19 protein-coding genes and 3 pseudogenes are annotated in these 15799 nt (G+C 69.0%); 13 read left to right on the plus strand and 9 right to left on the minus strand.

Annotated features, from left to right (window positions below):
* The first annotated feature begins 131 nt into the window (after positions 1 to 131).
* The 4 genes and pseudogenes from ACWD5O_RS32590 to ACWD5O_RS32605 all read left to right on the plus strand — a co-directional run.
* On the plus strand, positions 132 to 830 hold the full coding sequence (locus ACWD5O_RS32590; protein ID WP_354968200.1) for a response regulator transcription factor: 699 nt from the start codon (positions 132 to 134) through the stop codon (positions 828 to 830).
* Positions 823 to 1836, plus strand: coding sequence for a sensor histidine kinase (locus ACWD5O_RS32595; protein WP_354968201.1), 1014 nt, complete (start codon positions 823 to 825; stop codon positions 1834 to 1836). The genes ACWD5O_RS32590 and ACWD5O_RS32595 overlap by 8 nt, the downstream gene beginning before the upstream one ends.
* Positions 1837 to 2487: 651 nt before the next feature.
* Positions 2488 to 2907: a hypothetical protein gene (locus ACWD5O_RS32600; protein ID WP_354968202.1), complete on the plus strand. Its 420-nt coding sequence runs from the start codon at positions 2488 to 2490 to the stop codon at positions 2905 to 2907.
* A gap of 419 nt (positions 2908 to 3326) precedes the next feature.
* A pseudogene (locus ACWD5O_RS32605) lies at positions 3327 to 3413 on the plus strand (integrase); the annotation flags it as partial.
* Between the two features lie 32 nt (positions 3414 to 3445).
* On the opposite strand, the gene ACWD5O_RS32610 reads toward ACWD5O_RS32605, so the two are convergent.
* The 3 genes and pseudogenes from ACWD5O_RS32610 to ACWD5O_RS32620 all read right to left on the minus strand — a co-directional run.
* The gene (locus ACWD5O_RS32610; RefSeq protein WP_387329975.1) at positions 3446 to 4003 is read right to left on the minus strand and encodes a sigma-70 family RNA polymerase sigma factor; all 558 of its coding nucleotides are present in this window, start codon (positions 4001 to 4003) and stop codon (positions 3446 to 3448) included.
* Complete coding sequence (locus ACWD5O_RS32615) at positions 4000 to 4590, minus strand: carboxymuconolactone decarboxylase family protein (RefSeq protein ID WP_354968204.1); 591 nt, start codon at positions 4588 to 4590, stop codon at positions 4000 to 4002. Before ACWD5O_RS32615 ends, ACWD5O_RS32610 begins: the two co-directional genes overlap by 4 nt.
* 60 nt (positions 4591 to 4650) lie before the next feature.
* Positions 4651 to 4830: pseudogene (locus tag ACWD5O_RS32620) on the minus strand (IS1380 family transposase); the annotation flags it as partial.
* A 212-nt stretch (positions 4831 to 5042) separates the two neighbouring features.
* Between ACWD5O_RS32620 and ACWD5O_RS32625 the strand changes: the two are divergent.
* On the plus strand, positions 5043 to 5579 hold the full coding sequence (locus ACWD5O_RS32625; RefSeq protein ID WP_354968205.1) for an alpha/beta fold hydrolase: 537 nt from the start codon (positions 5043 to 5045) through the stop codon (positions 5577 to 5579).
* Positions 5580 to 5937: 358 nt separating this feature from the next.
* Entirely contained in the window at positions 5938 to 6744 is an 807-nt protein-coding gene (locus ACWD5O_RS32630) for an SDR family oxidoreductase (protein WP_450087656.1), read from the plus strand.
* Positions 6745 to 6929: 185 nt separating this feature from the next.
* Here ACWD5O_RS32630 and ACWD5O_RS32635 read toward each other — a convergent pair.
* From ACWD5O_RS32635 to ACWD5O_RS32660, 6 genes and pseudogenes are all read right to left on the minus strand, one after another.
* Positions 6930 to 7055 (minus strand): annotated as a pseudogene (locus tag ACWD5O_RS32635) (IS5/IS1182 family transposase); the annotation flags it as partial.
* 68 nt (positions 7056 to 7123) lie between these two features.
* Positions 7124 to 7489 (minus strand): transcriptional regulator, encoded by a 366-nt coding sequence (locus ACWD5O_RS32640; RefSeq protein WP_354968207.1) that lies wholly within the window; start codon positions 7487 to 7489, stop codon positions 7124 to 7126.
* Entirely contained in the window at positions 7486 to 8181 is a 696-nt protein-coding gene (locus ACWD5O_RS32645) for a hypothetical protein (protein ID WP_450087652.1), read from the minus strand. Before ACWD5O_RS32645 ends, ACWD5O_RS32640 begins: the two co-directional genes overlap by 4 nt.
* A 495-nt stretch (positions 8182 to 8676) precedes the next feature.
* On the minus strand, positions 8677 to 8880 hold the full coding sequence (locus ACWD5O_RS32650; RefSeq protein ID WP_354968209.1) for an anti-sigma factor: 204 nt from the start codon (positions 8878 to 8880) through the stop codon (positions 8677 to 8679).
* The gene (locus ACWD5O_RS32655; protein WP_387329969.1) at positions 8870 to 9532 is read right to left on the minus strand and encodes a cytochrome b/b6 domain-containing protein; all 663 of its coding nucleotides are present in this window, start codon (positions 9530 to 9532) and stop codon (positions 8870 to 8872) included. The genes ACWD5O_RS32650 and ACWD5O_RS32655 overlap by 11 nt, the downstream gene beginning before the upstream one ends.
* Positions 9533 to 9536: 4 nt before the next feature.
* Positions 9537 to 9986: a hypothetical protein gene (locus ACWD5O_RS32660; protein ID WP_354968211.1), complete on the minus strand. Its 450-nt coding sequence runs from the start codon at positions 9984 to 9986 to the stop codon at positions 9537 to 9539.
* An 83-nt stretch (positions 9987 to 10069) separates the two neighbouring features.
* On the opposite strand from ACWD5O_RS32660, the gene ACWD5O_RS32665 reads away from it, so the two are divergent.
* From ACWD5O_RS32665 to ACWD5O_RS32695, 7 genes are all read left to right on the plus strand, one after another.
* Positions 10070 to 10621 (plus strand): RNA polymerase sigma factor, encoded by a 552-nt coding sequence (locus ACWD5O_RS32665; RefSeq protein ID WP_450087653.1) that lies wholly within the window; start codon positions 10070 to 10072, stop codon positions 10619 to 10621.
* Positions 10614 to 11318, plus strand: coding sequence for a hypothetical protein (locus tag ACWD5O_RS32670; protein WP_354968213.1), 705 nt, complete (start codon positions 10614 to 10616; stop codon positions 11316 to 11318). The genes ACWD5O_RS32665 and ACWD5O_RS32670 overlap by 8 nt, the downstream gene beginning before the upstream one ends.
* Positions 11319 to 11737: 419 nt before the next feature.
* Positions 11738 to 13612 (plus strand): transketolase, encoded by a 1875-nt coding sequence (locus ACWD5O_RS32675; RefSeq protein WP_450087657.1) that lies wholly within the window; start codon positions 11738 to 11740, stop codon positions 13610 to 13612.
* 153 nt (positions 13613 to 13765) lie between these two features.
* On the plus strand, positions 13766 to 14050 hold the full coding sequence (locus ACWD5O_RS32680) for a DUF2267 domain-containing protein (RefSeq protein WP_354968214.1): 285 nt from the start codon (positions 13766 to 13768) through the stop codon (positions 14048 to 14050).
* Positions 14051 to 14160: 110 nt separating this feature from the next.
* Complete coding sequence (locus tag ACWD5O_RS32685) at positions 14161 to 14505, plus strand: ArsR/SmtB family transcription factor (protein ID WP_387328827.1); 345 nt, start codon at positions 14161 to 14163, stop codon at positions 14503 to 14505.
* Positions 14502 to 14969, plus strand: coding sequence for an SRPBCC family protein (locus ACWD5O_RS32690; RefSeq protein WP_387328774.1), 468 nt, complete (start codon positions 14502 to 14504; stop codon positions 14967 to 14969). The genes ACWD5O_RS32685 and ACWD5O_RS32690 overlap by 4 nt, the downstream gene beginning before the upstream one ends.
* A gap of 10 nt (positions 14970 to 14979) precedes the next feature.
* Entirely contained in the window at positions 14980 to 15390 is a 411-nt protein-coding gene (locus ACWD5O_RS32695; RefSeq protein ID WP_450087654.1) for a DUF6069 family protein, read from the plus strand.
* The last annotated feature ends 409 nt before the right edge of the window (positions 15391 to 15799 follow it).

Raw genomic sequence — 15799 nt, forward strand, 5'->3', positions numbered from 1 at the left:
AGAGCACTCTGCCCACGGGGCCAGCCGTAACCATCTCGCAAGGACTTCGCCGGTCGGCATCGCCCCAACCGCTGATTAGGCTGGGCCGCGATGGACACCAGCAGGCGGCCGGGAGCATCTGGGAGCGGCCGATGACGCAACGGGTGCTCGTGGTCGATGACGACCGGACCGTCAGCGACGTGGTCTGCCGCTATCTCGAACACGCGGGCTACGAGGTCAGCCACGTGGGTGACGGCGCCGCCGCACTCACCGCCATCGCTCGTCGGGCGCCGCATCTGGTCGTACTCGACCTGATGCTGCCAACGGTGAATGGTCTGGAGGTCTGCCGCGAGCTGCGGTCCGCTCCGGAAGGCGTACCGATCATCATGCTGACTGCGCGTAACGACGAGACCGACCGGGTCCTCGGCCTGGAACTCGGCGCCGACGACTACCTCACCAAGCCGTTCTCGCCGCGCGAACTCGTGCTTCGGGTGCGCTCGGTGCTGCGCCGTACCGGCGGCGTGCCGCGCTCCGAGCGCCCGTCGGAGGTGTTGACCGACGGCGGGTTGGTGGTGCGGATCGGTCCCCGGGTGGCGCAGTTGGGTGCGACGGAGCTGTCCCTGACGCTGCGCGAGTTCGACCTGCTCGCGCATCTGATGCGGCACCCGAGGCAGGCGTTCGCCCGCGTCGACCTGCTGGAGCAGGTGTGGGGCTGGAACTTCGGCGACCAGTCGACCGTCACCGTGCACGTCCGACGGCTGCGGGAAAAAATCGAGAGCGACCCGTCCAACCCGCGGCGGATCGTGACGGTCTGGGGCGTTGGCTACCGGTACGAGCCGACCGATGCGTGATCTTGCGCTGATCTTCGCGCTCGCCCTCGGCGCGGCACTCGTCGTCGGCCTCGCCGGAGGGCTGCTGCTACGGCTACTGCGCCGCAGCTCGATCACCGTGCACCTCTGCGTACTACTCACTGTCACCGTGCTCGCTGTCGTGGGCGGCGTCGCCGCCGTCGCCAAGGCGATGTTCCTGTCCCGGCACGACCTCGAGGTCGTGCTGATCACGGTCGCCGCAGCCGCCGTCGTCAGCCTCGGCATCGGCGGGCACTTCGGGCATCGGCTGGCGCGCGCGGCGGTCTGGGCGGGCCAGGCTCGCGCCCGGGAACGGCAACTGGAAAAGGGCCGCCGTGACCTCGTCGCCTGGGTGTCCCACGACCTGCGTACGCCACTTGCCGGCCTGCGGGCAATGGCGGAGGCGCTGGAGGACCAGGTGGTACGGGACCCGGCGACGGTTGCCGAGTATCACCGGCGGATCGGCGTGGAGACCGACCGGATGACGAGACTCGTCGATGACCTGTTCGAGCTCTCCCGGATCAACGCGGGGGCGTTGCGGCTGTCGCTGGCAGCGGTGCCCCTCAGGGACGTGGTGTCGGACGCGCTGGCTGCCGCCGCGCCGCTGGCGGACGCCCGTCGCATCCGTCTGGTCGCCCCCGAAGCCGGCTGGCCCACCGTGGCAGCCAGTGAGCCGGAACTGGCGCGGGTGGTGGCCAACCTGCTGCTCAACGCCGTGCGCTACACACCGGACGACGGCACCGTGCGGATCGAGGCGGGGCATGACCGGAATGCCGCGTGGCTGTCCGTGGCCGACACCTGCGGCGGGATTTCCCCCAGCGACCTGCCCCGACTATTCGACGTGGCATTCCGCGGCGAGCCGGCTCGCTCCCCCGGGCAGAGCCCAGGCGGCGCCGGCGGACTCGGCCTGGCGATCGTGCACGGGCTGGTCGAGGCGCACGGTGGCAAGGTCGACGTGCACAACACGATCGAGGGGTGCCGGTTCGTCGTCCGGTTGCGGACAGCATGACCGGCGCTGCTGGACGTCTGCCCGCTCCGGGCTACGTGACGACAAGCGGCAGCGGCTGCTACCTCCGCGAGGACGCCCTCACCGACCCGCTCGACGCGTGGCTGGCATCCGCGTTCGCCCTGGACCATCTCGAACAAACGACCACGCCCTGGCCGACGCCCAGCCCGTGGATCAACTCACGCCAGTTGCGGCCGCAGCCCGGGCCACTGTCGCGGCCTGTGACACAAGCCCGCGCAGCTCCGGGCCGCCCTCCCAGATCGCCGACTTGGTCCGAGCGCTCGGCGACATCGCCACCGTGTTGCGCGACGCCGACCCCGACGACAAAGCCGAGGTCTACCGACAGCTGGGCCGCCGGCTCACCTACCAGACCAAAACGCAAACGGTGCGCGCTGAAGTAGATCTCAGCGCACACCGTGGGGTAATGATTGGTGTCCGAGGGGCGACGTCGACCGGGAGTCCATGATCGTCATTCAGGACGAACTGCAGCTTGCGGCCAGATGAGGACATCAGCCGAGGTGCAATCCCTGTTGACCTTGCCCTTGCCGAGAACCTCATCCGCCCTGGTGAAAGCTGGTGTGCGGGGTCAGGGAGGTTGGCTATAGCTGCTGTGGCCTCGCGCGCTTGGTGATCGCCGCGGCATGATGATCGACCGTGCTGCTGCGACTCGCCTTCCTGACCGTGTCGAACGCGTTCGCGGTGCTGCGCTTGCTGCCGATGAGTGATCGGGAGAAGGATGCGGAGATCCTTGCCCTGCGTCACCAACTCGCTGTCCTGCAGCGTCAACTGGGCATGGAGAGAGCGCGGTTCACCCCGAGCGACCGGATCTTTCTCGCGGCGCTGCTGCACCGCCTGCCGAAGGGCGTGCTGCGTCGGCTGCGGCTGCTGGTCCGTCCGGATACGGTGCTGCGCTGGCAGCGCGACCTGGTCGCCCGTCGGCAAGCCGCCGGCTCCCGGCCGAAACGCCCGGGCCGGCCGCGGACCGTGCGCTCCGTCCGCGCCCTGGCCTTGCGCCTGGCGCGGGAGAACCCCAGCTGGGGTATCGCAGGATCCACGGCGAGCTTCTGGTCCTAGGGGTGAAGGTGGCCGCCTCCACGGTGTGGGAGATCCTGAAGGAGGCAGGCATCGACCCGGCACCCGAGCGCACCTGCAGTACCTGGGCCGACTTCCTGCGTTCCCAGGCCGACGCCCTGCTGGCGTGCGACTTTCTCGAGACGGTCACCCTGTCCGGGGCGCGGATGTACGTTTTCGCGGTGATTGAGCACGGCAGTCGCCGGATCCGGGTCCTGGGCGCTACCGCACACCCGACAGCGGCCTGGGTGGTGCAGGCCGCGAAGAACCTCGTCATGGACCTTGAGGACGCCGACTGTGTGGCGCGGTTCCTGATCCGGGACCGGGACGGCAAGTTCCCGGAGCTGTTCGACGCCGTCCTCAACGACTCGGGGATGGAGGTCGTGCTCAGCGGCGTCCGGATGCCAAGGATGAATTCGATCATGGAGCGGTGGGTGCAGAGCTGCAGGCAAGAGCTCCTCGACAGGACCTTGATCTGGAATCAGCGCCACCTGCTGCACGCCCTGCGCGCGTTCGAACAGTTCTACAACGGGCACCGGCCTCACCAGGGCATCGCGAACGCCCGTCCGCTCCGCTCGCTACCCGCGCCGATCGCCGACCCAGACAAGATCACCCGTCTCGACATACGCCGACGTGATCGGCTCGGCGGCATCCTCCACGAGTACCAGCATGCCGCCTGACCTGTGCGGATGAGGTTTTCGGCAAGGGCAACGTCGAAGACCTCGCGGAGCACGAAGACCGCGCGCTCCGTCGGTAGCAGCGTCTCGAGTACCGCCAGCATGGCGATCGACACGCTCTCCGCAAGCTCGACGTCCTCGGCGACGTCCGGGCTGGTCAGCACGGGCTCGGGCAGCCACTCGCCCACGTACTCCTCGCGCTGCCGCGCGAGCGTGCGCAGCCGGTTGAGGCAGAGCCGGGTCACGATCCGCACGAGGTACGCCCGGGGGTCCCGGACCTCGCAGCGCTCGGCGTCGACCAAGGCTGCCCACCGCAGCCAGGTCTCCTGCACCACGTCCTCGGCGTCGGCGACCGAGCCGAGCATCTCGTAGGCGACGGTGAACAGCAGGCTGCGGTGGGCGACAAAGGGGTCCTCGCTCATGACGCGGACGCTACTCCCGGTCGCTCGGCCAGCGGCTTTAAGCCGCACGTGGCGGCGAACCCGTCGGACTCGATGCCGAGCGCCACGTTGCCACGCGTGCTCATGTTCGCGAATGCGATCACCGAGGTGAGCTCGACCACGGCGGGAGGTCCCAGCTCGGCGTGCAGCCGGTCCACCAGCTCGTCGGTCACGGTCGGCGGTGTCTGGCTCATCGCCTCGGCGTACTCCAGGACGTCCCGCTCCAGCGGGGTGAAGACGTCCGCCTCCCGCCACCGCGGGATCTCGCGCGCCTTCTCCACGTCGAGCCCCTTGTTGCGGGTCTCGAAGTAGTTGAAGTCCAGGCACCACGTGCAGCCGACTAGCGACGCGACCGCCATGTGGGCGAACGACTTCAGGCCCTCGTCGCAGGCGTCCCACTTCTGCAGCTTGCCGCCGAGGCCGAAGCTGGCGAACAGCACCTTGGGGTTGTGCCAGTAGACGCCCACCGCCGTCGGCACCTTGCCCAGTTTCTTCTCGATCATCCGCTTGATCAGCGCTCCCTTGACGCCGGTAATCTCGGCCGGGGGGATGCGGGTCGTGTGCTCCATGTCTCCTCCTGTGTCGGTGGCTGTGTCGACCGGTTGGTAGGTCGTCATGCCATGGAGACACCGGCCGGGCCGCGGATGTGACATCGAGCGGGAGAAACGACTGGTCTGTTCGTCGTAGTCGGCGTCGGTGTACTCGATCGTGGTCCAGGCGTCCTCGGGGATCGAGGAGATCGCGGTCTTGACCTTGGCGTCCAAGCGCACGGTGACCGAGACATCCGCGCCCGACTTGAGTGCCGCGGCCGGGGCGCAGCGGAATGACCTTCCGTACGGCCGAGCGGAACGCGGCTAGATGTGCGCGCCCAATCGGCGGGGACCAAGTCGGCACCGCAGCCAACGCGCGCGATCGGTGGCACATGAGGGCGACTCGACTCCGCCTGACTTGCGTCAGCACGCCGAGAGCCGCTCGTGCGGATCACGTGGTTTGATCAAGACGTCGATCCGAAGGGGGCATGATGGGGCGCAGAGCGATCATCTTCCACGGGACCGGCGGCAACCCGGACATATGCTGGTATCCCTGGCTGGCAGGGCGGCTCGCGGCCCGGGGATACGCCGTCGAGGTGCCGCATCACCCGGGCATCAACGTCGAGCCGATCGCTACGTTCCTACCGAAGGTGCTGAACGGGCACAGCTTCGACGAGGACACGGTCCTCGTGGGCCATTCCGGCGGCGCGGCCCTCCTGCTCGCGCTCCTGGAGCATATGGACGTAACCGTCGCCCAGGCAATCCTGGTTGCCGGCTACTGCACCCGGCCCAACACGGAGGAGGAACCGGTCCTCCAGCAGGGCTACGACTGGGCCGCAATCCGGTCGCACGTGCGGGACATCTACTACATCAACTCCCGCAAGGATCCGTACGGCTGCGACGACCGACAGGGACGCGCCATGTTCGAGCGACTCGGCGGCACCCAGATCGTGCGCGACGACGGGCACTTCGGCGACTACAACCAGCCGTACGAACGGTTCGAACTGCTCGACCGGCTCATCCCCTGACGCCGCCGCGGACGGCACCGACCCGCCGGACCTTGATCGGCTGCACGCATCTCGGCATGTCCGGACGGCAACCGGGCCAACTCGGCGTGACGCTGCGTAGCGCGCGAATCGCGGCAAATGAGTGCGCCGGGCACGGAAATCAGAGATACCTGAAGGCTGGCACGTCTTCAGGCGTTTGCCACGTGTACGAGGGCAGACGCGTTCGCTCGACGGAGGGATTGCTCGTCGCGCTCGTGTGTCTTGGGCACGTCTGCTGACGGCGTCGAGCCACACCTGGTACCCGAGGCGTCGCCGTGGAGAGAATGGCGCTGCGGCAAGTACATCCGGGAGGGTCGATGACCACAATGTCCGGCAAGGTGTGTCTGGTGACCGGCGGAACCAGCGGGATTGGCCGGGAGACGGCGGCCCGGCTGGCCGAGCTGGGGCCACCGTGGTCGTCGTCGGGCGCGACGTCGAGCGAGGGCGAGCGGCGGTCAAGGAGATCCGGCATCGGGCGCCCAGCGCCGAGGTGGACCTCCTGACGGCCGACATGTCGAGCCTGGCCGAAGTGCGCCGGCTGGCCGCCGAGGTGCTGGAGAAGTATCACCGGCTCGACGTGCTCGACAACAACGCCGGTGTGATCATGCTCAAGCAGCAGTTCACGGTCGACGGCTACGAGACCATGTTCGCCGTCAACCATCTGGCGCCGTTCCTGCTGACCAGCCTGCTGCGGGAACGGCTGGTAGGCAGCGCGCCGGCCCGCGTGATCACGGTTTCGTCCAATGTGCATCGCTCGGCCAAGCAGATTCCCTGGGACGAACTGGCCCACGGCGAGCCGAGCTACCCGCTGTCGAAACTGGCGAACGTCCTGTTCACAGCCGAGCTGGCCAAGCGCCTGACCGGCACCGGCGTGGTCGCCAACTGCCTGCACCCGGGCCTCATCCGCACCCAGTTGGGCCGCGAGGTCCGCGGCGTCGCGAAGCTCCTCGTCGCGGCCGCCAAGCCCTTCATGGGTACCGTCCAGACCGGCGCGGCCACCCCGGTCCACCTGGCCAGCGCCCCAGAGGCGGCCGAGGTCACCGGAGGCTACTTCTTCCGCGGCAAGCAGATCGAGCCGAGCTCCCTGGCCCGCGACCCCGAGGCGGCCGCGCGTCTATGGACCCTCAGCGAGGAGCTGGTGGCGTAAGCCGAGCCAAGATCGTCGCCATGTGGCGCGCTCGCCAGACTTGTGATCAATGGCCTGCTGAGCGGCGTACGGACCGTGACGATCGACGTGAGCCGCAGCACCGCCTCAGCGGCAGATCCGTGTACCCGATCAAATGGTGTCGTTTGCCTAGTCGACTCGTCTCGTCGACGGAGGCTCTGGGTTGGACGCGCGTTGACCCAGCGCAGTGTGCCGAGGTTGGAGCCGTGGGCGGTGCCGCGGCGGGCGATGACGGGGGTGATGCCGCGGGCGCGGACGAAGCGGCGGTGGCTGTCGTGGTCGCGGCCGGCGTCGCCGAGCGGCACGGCGACCCCGGTTGCGAGCGCGGCTGCGAGCAGGTGTCGGCGGGTCAGTGCGGTGGTCATCGGTCCTCCTGGGTGTCGGTGGTCTCGACTCGCGCGATGAGCAGCTTCAGGCGCCCGATCTCTTCGGCGAGCGCGGTGTTGCCGGCGGCGGTGAGGGTGATCCAGGTACGGCCGCGCCGTCCGGCGTAGCCCTTCTCGACCTGGACCAGCCCGGCGGTCTCCAGCACGCCTATGTGCTGGGAGAGGTTGCCGGCGGTCAGTTCTAGTTGGGTGCGTAGGTAGCCGAACTCGACCCGGCGGGCCTCGTGCGCGATGGTGAGGATGCCGAGCCGGACCCGCTGGTGCACCACGTCGTCCAGGCCGGTGACCGGATGCGGGGATTCGGTCTCGTCCGGCTCCGGGGTGTCGGCGGGGTCGGTCACCGGGGCCGCCGCAGCCGTTGCGCCAGCGCGAAGCCGGCGCTGCCCAGCAGCAGCACGCCGCCGTTGATGACCAGCTCGGGTATGAACCAGGTGTGCGGACCCCAGTGCGCGCCCCATCCGAAGTTGATCGGCACCAGCACCACCGCCAGGTACCCGATGGTGAACAGCAGCAGCGCGACGTGCCGCTCCAGCCAGGCCAGCACCAGCAGGGCCAACCCGATCGCGCCGGGCGGGTCGAGCAGCCGGGACAGGAACTGGGCGAAGGCGGACGGCTCCTCCGGGTAGGTCAGCGGGTTGAGGCGGATCCACACCGCCGCGAAGGCGAAGCCCAGCCCGACGAGCGCGACGCCGGTGACCGCGTACGGCAGCACCCGGGCGTCCACGCCCCGGGCCCGGGCCACCCGCAGGTACCCGCCGGCGATCACCACGTACGCCAGGACCAGCGCCGCCAACCAGTAGAACGTCACGGTCTGGAACCAGACCTTGCACACCTGGCCGTCCTGCACCGCCTGGCAGTCGCTGACGACGCGACCGTACCGGTACGCCGGGATCGCCCCGAAGATCACCAGGGCCAGCACCAGCAGCGGCAGCCACGTCACCCGCTGGTCAAGACGAACCCGGCGCGCGAGGTCGCGCGCATCAGACAGCAGCCGGCGGGGGTCACCGCCGGCGGGTACCGAGTCAGTGGTCATGCCAACAGGTTTCCATAGCAAACCCGTTTCCGCTAGTACTTGTTTCGGCGGCTGCCGCACAATCAGCCCGCAGCAGTACCAGCCCGCGTGGGTCTCGGCTCCGCGCAAGGGCACGAGACTTTAGTCATCGCACACCGACACCGGGATCAAGATCAGATATCCGCTCATCGGCACATGCGCGCGTCGCCACCCGTCAGACGGCTGCGCTCCACGACGCGCGGCCTGCGGCAGATGCGTGCGTTCGTCGTACAGGAAATCGCGCGGCGCGGGCGCCAGCTCAGGGATGGTCGGGATCTCGGTGCTCGGCCACGAAACGCTCGCCCGTTTCGTCGTCGACGAGCGAGTTGTCGACCAGCCATTCAACCGCCCGCCGCCTCGGCGGCGGCGCCCACGGTCACGCCCGCTCCGGTGCGAAACTGGCGCAGCAGCCGGCCGAGCTGCCGACGCGGACACCCACCGCGAGCCCGACCCCGACGCTCGTTGCCATCCCGTCGATCAGGGCTCCCATCGGGGGCACAACTCAGGCGGCGTTGCTCGGTGCAGCAGGCCGGGCAGCGGCGCGAGGAGGATGAGTTCCTCCAGGCACATCGGGCACTGCCGCAGGTGGGTTTCGAGTTCCTGCCGTTCGAGCGGGCCGAGGGCGCCGATGAGCAGCGAGGCGACCGAGGTCGTGAACGGGCACGGCGGCTCAGCTGTCATGGTGGGCTCCGCGTTGCCGATCGAGCCAGCCCGGCCAGAGCCGCTGGGCGACCTGTAGCGGCAGGCGGCCACCGAGGTGCATGGCTCGGGCCACGCCGCGGTAGCCGGGCGGGAGGCCGGCAGCGATGACGATGTGTCCGATGAGGACCGGTGTGATGAGGTACGTGGCCCAGCGGTGCACCCGCTGCAGCCAGACGAACCAGGGGCCACCGGTGACCAGGACCAACCCGATGCCGCTGCCGATCAGGGCCACGAACAGCCCGACCATCAGCAGGTTCGCGACCCGTTGTCCCGGGTCGAAGTGGCCCTCGTGCCGGGCGAACCGGCCGGTCACGAATGCGCCCGGCCAGCGGGCGAACCACCTCAGATCGCCGTGGTCGTAGCGCAGCGACTCCCGGAGGAAGGCGCGGGTTGCCCGTACCCCGAGCGTCACCGCGCTGGCGGCCAGTGCCGTCAGCACCCAGCCGGCGTACCGGTGCAGGCTGGTGTCGGCGATCCCGGTCAGCCGAGCGGCAACACTGGGCTGCCCCTCCCGCCCGGCGACCAACCACCAGCCGGTACCCAGCAGGATCAGCACGGTGAGATAGGTGAGTGCGTGAAACCACCGCGTGGCGCGGGAGTAGCGCCGGACGGTGCCTGGGTCGCTGGCCATGGCGTCAGTAGATGTACGGGTTGGAGATCGTGGGTGGCGTCCCCTCGCTTGCGGCGCTGGGCGAGGGTACAGGCCCTCCGCCACTTCCGATGGTGATCGGCGTGGTGGCTTCGGCCCCGGCCGGGGAGTGGTTGGCGTTGCGCAGCGACACGTGCATCGTGTGCTGCCCGGAGGGCGCGTCGGTGATCTGGGTGGTGTTGGACTCGACGATGAGGTAGTCGGATTCGTTGTCGTCGAACCAGATGTGCACGTGGTGCTGGCCAGACTCGCTCGGGCCGAGCGGCTCGCTGCTGTCAACCTTGACGGTGAACGGGGTGGACACGGTAGCGCCGCTGACGGGCTCGACGACGAGGACCGACAACTCGCCGCTGTCGCCCCCGGTCGCGCCGTTCGGTCCGGTGCAGGCGGCCAGTGTGGCCAGCATCGCCACGCCTATCGCAATCTTGAGTCTCATACCAGTACTACCTGCGTCGACCTGGGGAGGGATTTCTCGCCCAGGAGAGATCCCGCAACGACGTGTCGTGCGTAGTACTGAATGTGGGTGTCAGTGACGAGGCTCTGGTCGCTGGGATGGCGGCCGGGGACCCGCAGTCCACGGCGAGCTTCGTGCGCCGCTTCCAGGCCCGGGTATACGGCCTGGCGGTGAGTATCGTCGGGGTCACGGCCACGGCCGAGGACGTCGCCCAGGAGGCGTTCGTGCGGGCGTGGCGGTACGCCGGCGGCTACGATCCCCGCCGTGGCGCCGTGCTGCCGTGGCTGCTGTCCATCACCCGCAACGCGGCAATCGACGCGATACGGCTGCGCCGCGATCGCCCCTACGAGCCGGAGGTGATGGTGGCGCTGCTCGCCGCCGCCGAAACCGCCGCCACCACCGCACCGACCGACGAGGTCGCCGACGCCGACCGCATCCGCGTCGCCCTGCGCGAGCTGCCGCCCGAACAGGCCACGGCCGTCGTCCTGGCGATCTTCCACGGACTCACCGCCAAGGAGATCGCCGAGCGACAGGGCCTACCGCTGGGCACCGTCAAGACCAGGATCAGGCTGGGCCTGTCCCGGCTACGCGATCATTTCGAGGTACGTGATGAGTGAGCTGCCACAGTGCCCCGACGTGCGCGGCGTGCTCCCGGAGCTCGCCACCGGTGCGGCCGCTGGGGATGATCGGGCCTGGGCCCTGGCCCACGTGGCGCGCTGCCAGGACTGTCGCCGAGAACTTCACCACCTGACCACGACCGCCGATGCCGTCCTGCTGCTCGCGCCCTCCGTCGATCCCCCGCCGCAGTTCGAGAGCAGCGTCCTCGCCCGGCTGGACGCGGCTCCCGCGCCGCCACCCCGCCGGCGTTTCTTGGCCCGGCGGCGGGTCGTGGCGGCCCTGGCGATCGCGGTCTCCGTGCTGGTCGGCGCCGGCGGCGGGGCGCTGTTCGTCCAGTCACGTACCGCAGAGGACCGGCGCCTAGCCGACCAGTACCGGCAGACCCTCGCTGTCGCCAACGGTCGCTACCTCAAGGCAACCACCCTGACCACTGCCGACGCACGACCAGCGGGCACCGTCTTCCTCTACCAGGGGAACCCGTCCTGGGTGCTGGTCACCATCACCGCCGCGCCCGCCGACGGCCCCTACGCAGCCTTCGCCGTCGACCGTGCCGGCGCCATGCACCCGATCGGCACCTGCCAGGTCACCAACCGCACAGGAACTTACGGATACCAGCTCAGGCTGGCGGTCGCCGAGGTCAGCCAGATCCGCCTCCAGTCGGCCGACGCCGTGCTGACTGGGGCGCTGTTGCGTTAAGGGATCGTCAAGATCACTTGTCGCAAGGCTTCCTGCAAGATCGAGCTTGGGGCCCACAACTCGGTCTACAGGATCGGGACAAAAGGTGTCCTACTGGCAGCCCTATCGAGCAACCGATGGCCGCCCTGCCGCCCGTCTGGAACCTCGTGACGGGAAGATCTGCGGCGCCGAGACGGCGCGATGGCTTAATGCAAGAGCGCCTGCTCGGCTCGCCGGGTCGATGGCAGGCGGGATGGCTCCCTCCGCAACCACCCACGGCCCGGCACCCGCCGACGGTCTTCGGCCCGTACCTGGCGGTGGCGGGCTGGCTGGTCGGCTCCCGGTCGTGGCCGGCCCGCTCTGCCCCTGGCAAATCGGCGATTACCGGGTAATGCGGGTCTTTCCTGACTACGGTATCTGCGGAGGCGATGCCGGTGACGATGGAAGCAGAGCGCACCCTGCGCGCGGAGGAGCTCACCCGACTGGGTGAGCTCGCCGCCCAACTCCGAGTGGACGCGATCCGGTGCAGCACCAGGGCGGGATCGGGGCATCCGACCTCGAGTCTGTCCGCCGCGGACCTGCTCGCGGTGCTGATCTCCCGACACCTGCGTTACCAGTGGACGGACCCGCGCGGTCGGACCAACGACCACCTGATCTTCTCCAAGGGCCACGCCTCGCCGCTGTTGTATGCGGTCTTCAAGGCGGTGGGCGCGATCACCGATCAGGAGTTGGTCGAGACCTACCGCCAGTTCGGGTCGCGCCTGCAGGGACACCCCACGCCGGCCCTGCCCTGGGTCGACGTGGCCACCGGGTCGCTCGGTCAGGGACTGCCCGTCGGGGTCGGGATCGCGCTCGCCGGCCGGTACCTCGACCACCTGCCGTTCCACGTGTGGGCGCTGTGCGGCGACAGCGAGATGGCCGAGGGCTCCATCTGGGAGGCGCTGGACAAGGCCGGCCACTACGGACTGCGCAACCTCACCGCGATCGTCGACATCAACCGGTTCGGGCAGCGGGGTCCGACCGAGTTGGAATGGGACCTGGACACCTACCGCCGCCGGGTCGAGGCGTTCGGCTGCCAGGCGCTCGTCATCGACGGCCACGACCTGGCCGCGATCGACGAGGCGTTCGGCCGGGCGCGGCAGGCGACGGGTCCGACCGTGGTGCTCGCCCGGACGGTCAAGGGCAAGGGGGTGCCGGAGGTCGAGAACCAGCCCGGGTGGCACGGCAAGCCGCTGAAACCCGACATGGCCGAGCGGGCCGTGGAGGCTCTCGGCGGGATACGCCAGATCCGCGTCACCGGGCCGCAACCCGAGTCCGCCCCGCCCGCCGGCGCCCCCGTCGGCGAGCCGCCCACGCTGCCGCGGTACGACAAGGGGGCAAAGGTGGCCACCCGGAACGCGTACGGTGACGCGCTGCGCGCGCTGGGCTCGCGGCCGGACGTGGTCGCCCTAGACGGTGAGGTCAGCGACTCCACCCGCGCCGACAAGTTCGGCGAAACGTATCCCGACCGGTTCTTCGAGATGTTCATCTCCGAACAGCAACTGGTCGCCGCCGCGGTCGGGCTTCAGGTACGCGGCTATCGGCCCTTCGCCTCGACCTTCGCGGCGTTCTTCTCCCGCGCCTACGACTTCGTGCGGATGGCCGGCATCTCCCGGGCCGACATCGCCCTGTCCGGGTCGCACTCTGGGGTGGAGATCGGGACGGACGGTCCCTCGCAGATGGGGCTGGAGGACCTGGCAGCCATGCGCGCCGTGCAGGGGTCGACGGTGCTGTATCCCAGCGACGCCGTGTCCTGCGCGGCCCTCGTCGCGCAGATGGTCGACCGCAAGGGCGTCAACTACCTGCGCACCACCCGAGGCAAGTACCCGGTGCTCTACGACAACGAGGACGCCTTCCCGGTCGGCGGCAGCAAACTGCTCCGCGGCGGCGACGACGACGACGACGTCGCGCTGATCGGCGCCGGGGTGACGGTGCACAACTGCCTCGCCGCCGCCGACGAGCTGGCGCGCGAGGGGATCAAGGCCCGGGTCATCGACCTGTACTCGGTCAAGCCGCTGGACCGGGACCGGTTGCTCGACGCCGTCCGGGCCACCGGCGGCCGGCTGCTGGTGGTCGAGGATCACTACCCGGAGGGTGGCGTGGGGTCGGCGGTCCTCGAGTCCCTGGCCGACCTCGCCGAGCCGGTGCGGGTGAAGCACCTGGCGGTACGGGGCCTCCCCACCTCCGGTACCCCGACCCAGCTGATGGACCAGGCCGGGATCGGGGTGAGCGCCATCGTCGCGGCGGCACGCGCCGCGGAGGCTCCCGGCCACTGACGCGGCGGGCGCCGTTTCACCCTTGACGCGCGGGTAGACGCAGCATTCGCGGCAGGAGGGGGTTCGAGGTCCGAGCCGATCACCCGTGCCACCCGCCTTGCCGAACGGGGTACGGACGCCGTCGACGAAGACGACATCCCGACGCTCGCGACGTTGGCGGAGCGGCTCAGCGGCGGCCAGGCACGGGATCTCGCCGTGCAGCTCCCCGAGGGGCTGCGGGGAGACCTACGCAAGCTCGACGAGGAGGCCGAACCGTTCGAGCTTCCCGAGTTCTTCGAGCGGGTGCGGCACCGCGCTGAACAGGAGCGCTGGCTCGTCGAGATTGAAGGAATCGACCTAACGCTGACCTTCCTCGCTCAGAAACGCCAAGAAGCCCTCCGCAGGCAGCCTGCCGGGCCCGCCTTCCTGGGGCTGCCGGCGATAGGACCCACGCCATGAGTTGCAGGCATGCGCCCCCACCATCCGGATCTGCCGAATTGAGCGCGTCGCCGCGCGGCAGCACCAAGACGACATTGAGCTTGAAGGTTCAGTGTCGTAAGGTGAACTACATGGTTCACCAACATGTCCTGGACCGGGTGTTCGCCTCGCTGGCCGATCCGACCCGCCGAGGCATTCTGATCCGGCTCGGCGACGGCCCGGCCACCATCGGCGAGCTCGCCGAGCCCACCGGGATGAGCCTGACCGGTATGAAAAAGCACGTCCAGGTGCTCGAAGATGCCGGACTCGTCGTTACGGAGAAGGTCGGCCGGTCACGTCAGTGCCGCCTCGGCGTTGCGCCGCTGGATGAGGCGATGGCCTGGATCGGCTTCTACCAACGGCTCTGGGCCCGCCGCCTCGACGGTCTCGACGCCTACTTCACCCTCCAACCCGGCCCGAAGGGACAGGATTCATGACGCTTGACATGCAGATGACGCGGCAACTGCCCGCGACACCGGAGGAGGTCTTCGACGCGTACACGGACGCCGAGAAGCAGAAGATCTGGTTCACCATCCTCGACGAGCAGCCCGGCATCGTCGAGATCGAGGTCGATCTGCGGGTCGGCGGACAGCAGACTGCGGTGTGGGGGCCCAGCCCCGACATGCTGTTCCGGGAGACGCAGACGTTCGTCGAGATCGACCGCCCGCACCGGCTCGTCACCGAGTCCAGCGGCGCCAGCCCGGATGGCATGACCATGACGACCCGTATCGAGGTCACTTTCGAAGAGAAGGACGGCGGTACCCTGATGACCGTCGTCCAGAGCGGCTTCCCGGTTCCCGAGGTCCGTGACTTCTTCGTCAGCGAGGTGTGGGCCGGTGCATTCGCCCGCATCGAGGCGTTCCTGGCCCGTCAGCGCGGAACGGAGCCTGCTGATGTCTAGGCTCTCTCGGGTGGCGGTCGTCGCTCTCGGCGGCGTCACCGCCGTGGTGGTCAATCTCGTCTTCTACAGCGTCGGGCGAGCAGCCGGCGGCACGTTTCAATTCACCTCCTCCAGCGGACCGGCCGAGGTCGACGCGGTCACCGTCGCTGGTTTCAGCGCAATACCACTGCTGATCGGCCTTGCCGTCGTCGCTCTGCTGGCACCGCTTGCTGCCTGGGTCATCCGGGCCGCCTTGGTCGTCGGCCCGGTGCTGGCGGTCGGCACGATCGCCCTAATGACCCTGCCCACCGACTTCGACACCGCGAGCAAGGCGACACTGGCCCTCTGCCACCTGACACTCGTCCCGATCACCATCGCCGCCGTGGTCGCCATCGGCCGACAGGCGGGGGCCACCCGCGCCGCAAAAGCCATACCAACCTGAGCCGCACGGCCCGCCGGAAGGAGATCATGTCAGACGGGACGGCTTTCCCTGTGCGTCGAAACGGCTCAACGGTTGCCGCTTGACGGGGCCGCCCTCATCGATGAGATACCTATGGCCTGCGGCTTAGATGGCCCATCCGCCATCTCGGCTGAGTGGAGGAACAAGGATCGCGTCGCCACGCCGGACGACGGCGAGTGCCACGGGTCAGATCTGAAGATCTGTTTTCACGGCACCGCTCTAGGTACGCCGAGTATCCGCTCATCAGCGTAAGTCGTTTTGAGTCAAGCTTTGGTCGGTGCCTCGTCCGTCGTCTATCCCTGCATAGCCGTAATGGGGTTGGTCCCAGCAGCGTGTAATCGGGTTGGTGAGACGACGGGCGGGGCTGCCCATGATGAGCGTCGAGGTAACC

The sequence above is a fragment of the Micromonospora sp. NPDC005161 genome, from assembly GCF_053599855.1.

Bases quoted from the DNA above. Each gene is read 5' to 3' on its own strand.
- ACWD5O_RS32685 (WP_387328827.1), top strand. From the start codon at position 14,161: ATGGTTCACCAACATGTCCTGGACCGGGTGTTCGCCTCGCTGGCCGAT.
- ACWD5O_RS32670 (WP_354968213.1), top strand. From the start codon at position 10,614: ATGAGTGAGCTGCCACAGTGCCCCGACGTGCGCGGCGTGCTCCCGGAG.
- ACWD5O_RS32625 (WP_354968205.1), top strand. From the start codon at position 5,043: ATGGGGCGCAGAGCGATCATCTTCCACGGGACCGGCGGCAACCCGGAC.
- ACWD5O_RS32660 (WP_354968211.1), bottom strand. From the start codon at position 9,986: ATGAGACTCAAGATTGCGATAGGCGTGGCGATGCTGGCCACACTGGCC.
- ACWD5O_RS32595 (WP_354968201.1), top strand. From the start codon at position 823: ATGCGTGATCTTGCGCTGATCTTCGCGCTCGCCCTCGGCGCGGCACTC.
- ACWD5O_RS32645 (WP_450087652.1), bottom strand. From the start codon at position 8,181: ATGACCACTGACTCGGTACCCGCCGGCGGTGACCCCCGCCGGCTGCTG.
- ACWD5O_RS32675 (WP_450087657.1), top strand. From the start codon at position 11,738: ATGGAAGCAGAGCGCACCCTGCGCGCGGAGGAGCTCACCCGACTGGGT.
- ACWD5O_RS32610 (WP_387329975.1), bottom strand. From the start codon at position 4,003: ATGAGCGAGGACCCCTTTGTCGCCCACCGCAGCCTGCTGTTCACCGTC.
- ACWD5O_RS32655 (WP_387329969.1), bottom strand. From the start codon at position 9,532: ATGGCCAGCGACCCAGGCACCGTCCGGCGCTACTCCCGCGCCACGCGG.
- ACWD5O_RS32650 (WP_354968209.1), bottom strand. From the start codon at position 8,880: ATGACAGCTGAGCCGCCGTGCCCGTTCACGACCTCGGTCGCCTCGCTG.
- ACWD5O_RS32615 (WP_354968204.1), bottom strand. From the start codon at position 4,590: ATGGAGCACACGACCCGCATCCCCCCGGCCGAGATTACCGGCGTCAAG.
- ACWD5O_RS32590 (WP_354968200.1), top strand. From the start codon at position 132: ATGACGCAACGGGTGCTCGTGGTCGATGACGACCGGACCGTCAGCGAC.
- ACWD5O_RS32690 (WP_387328774.1), top strand. From the start codon at position 14,502: ATGACGCTTGACATGCAGATGACGCGGCAACTGCCCGCGACACCGGAG.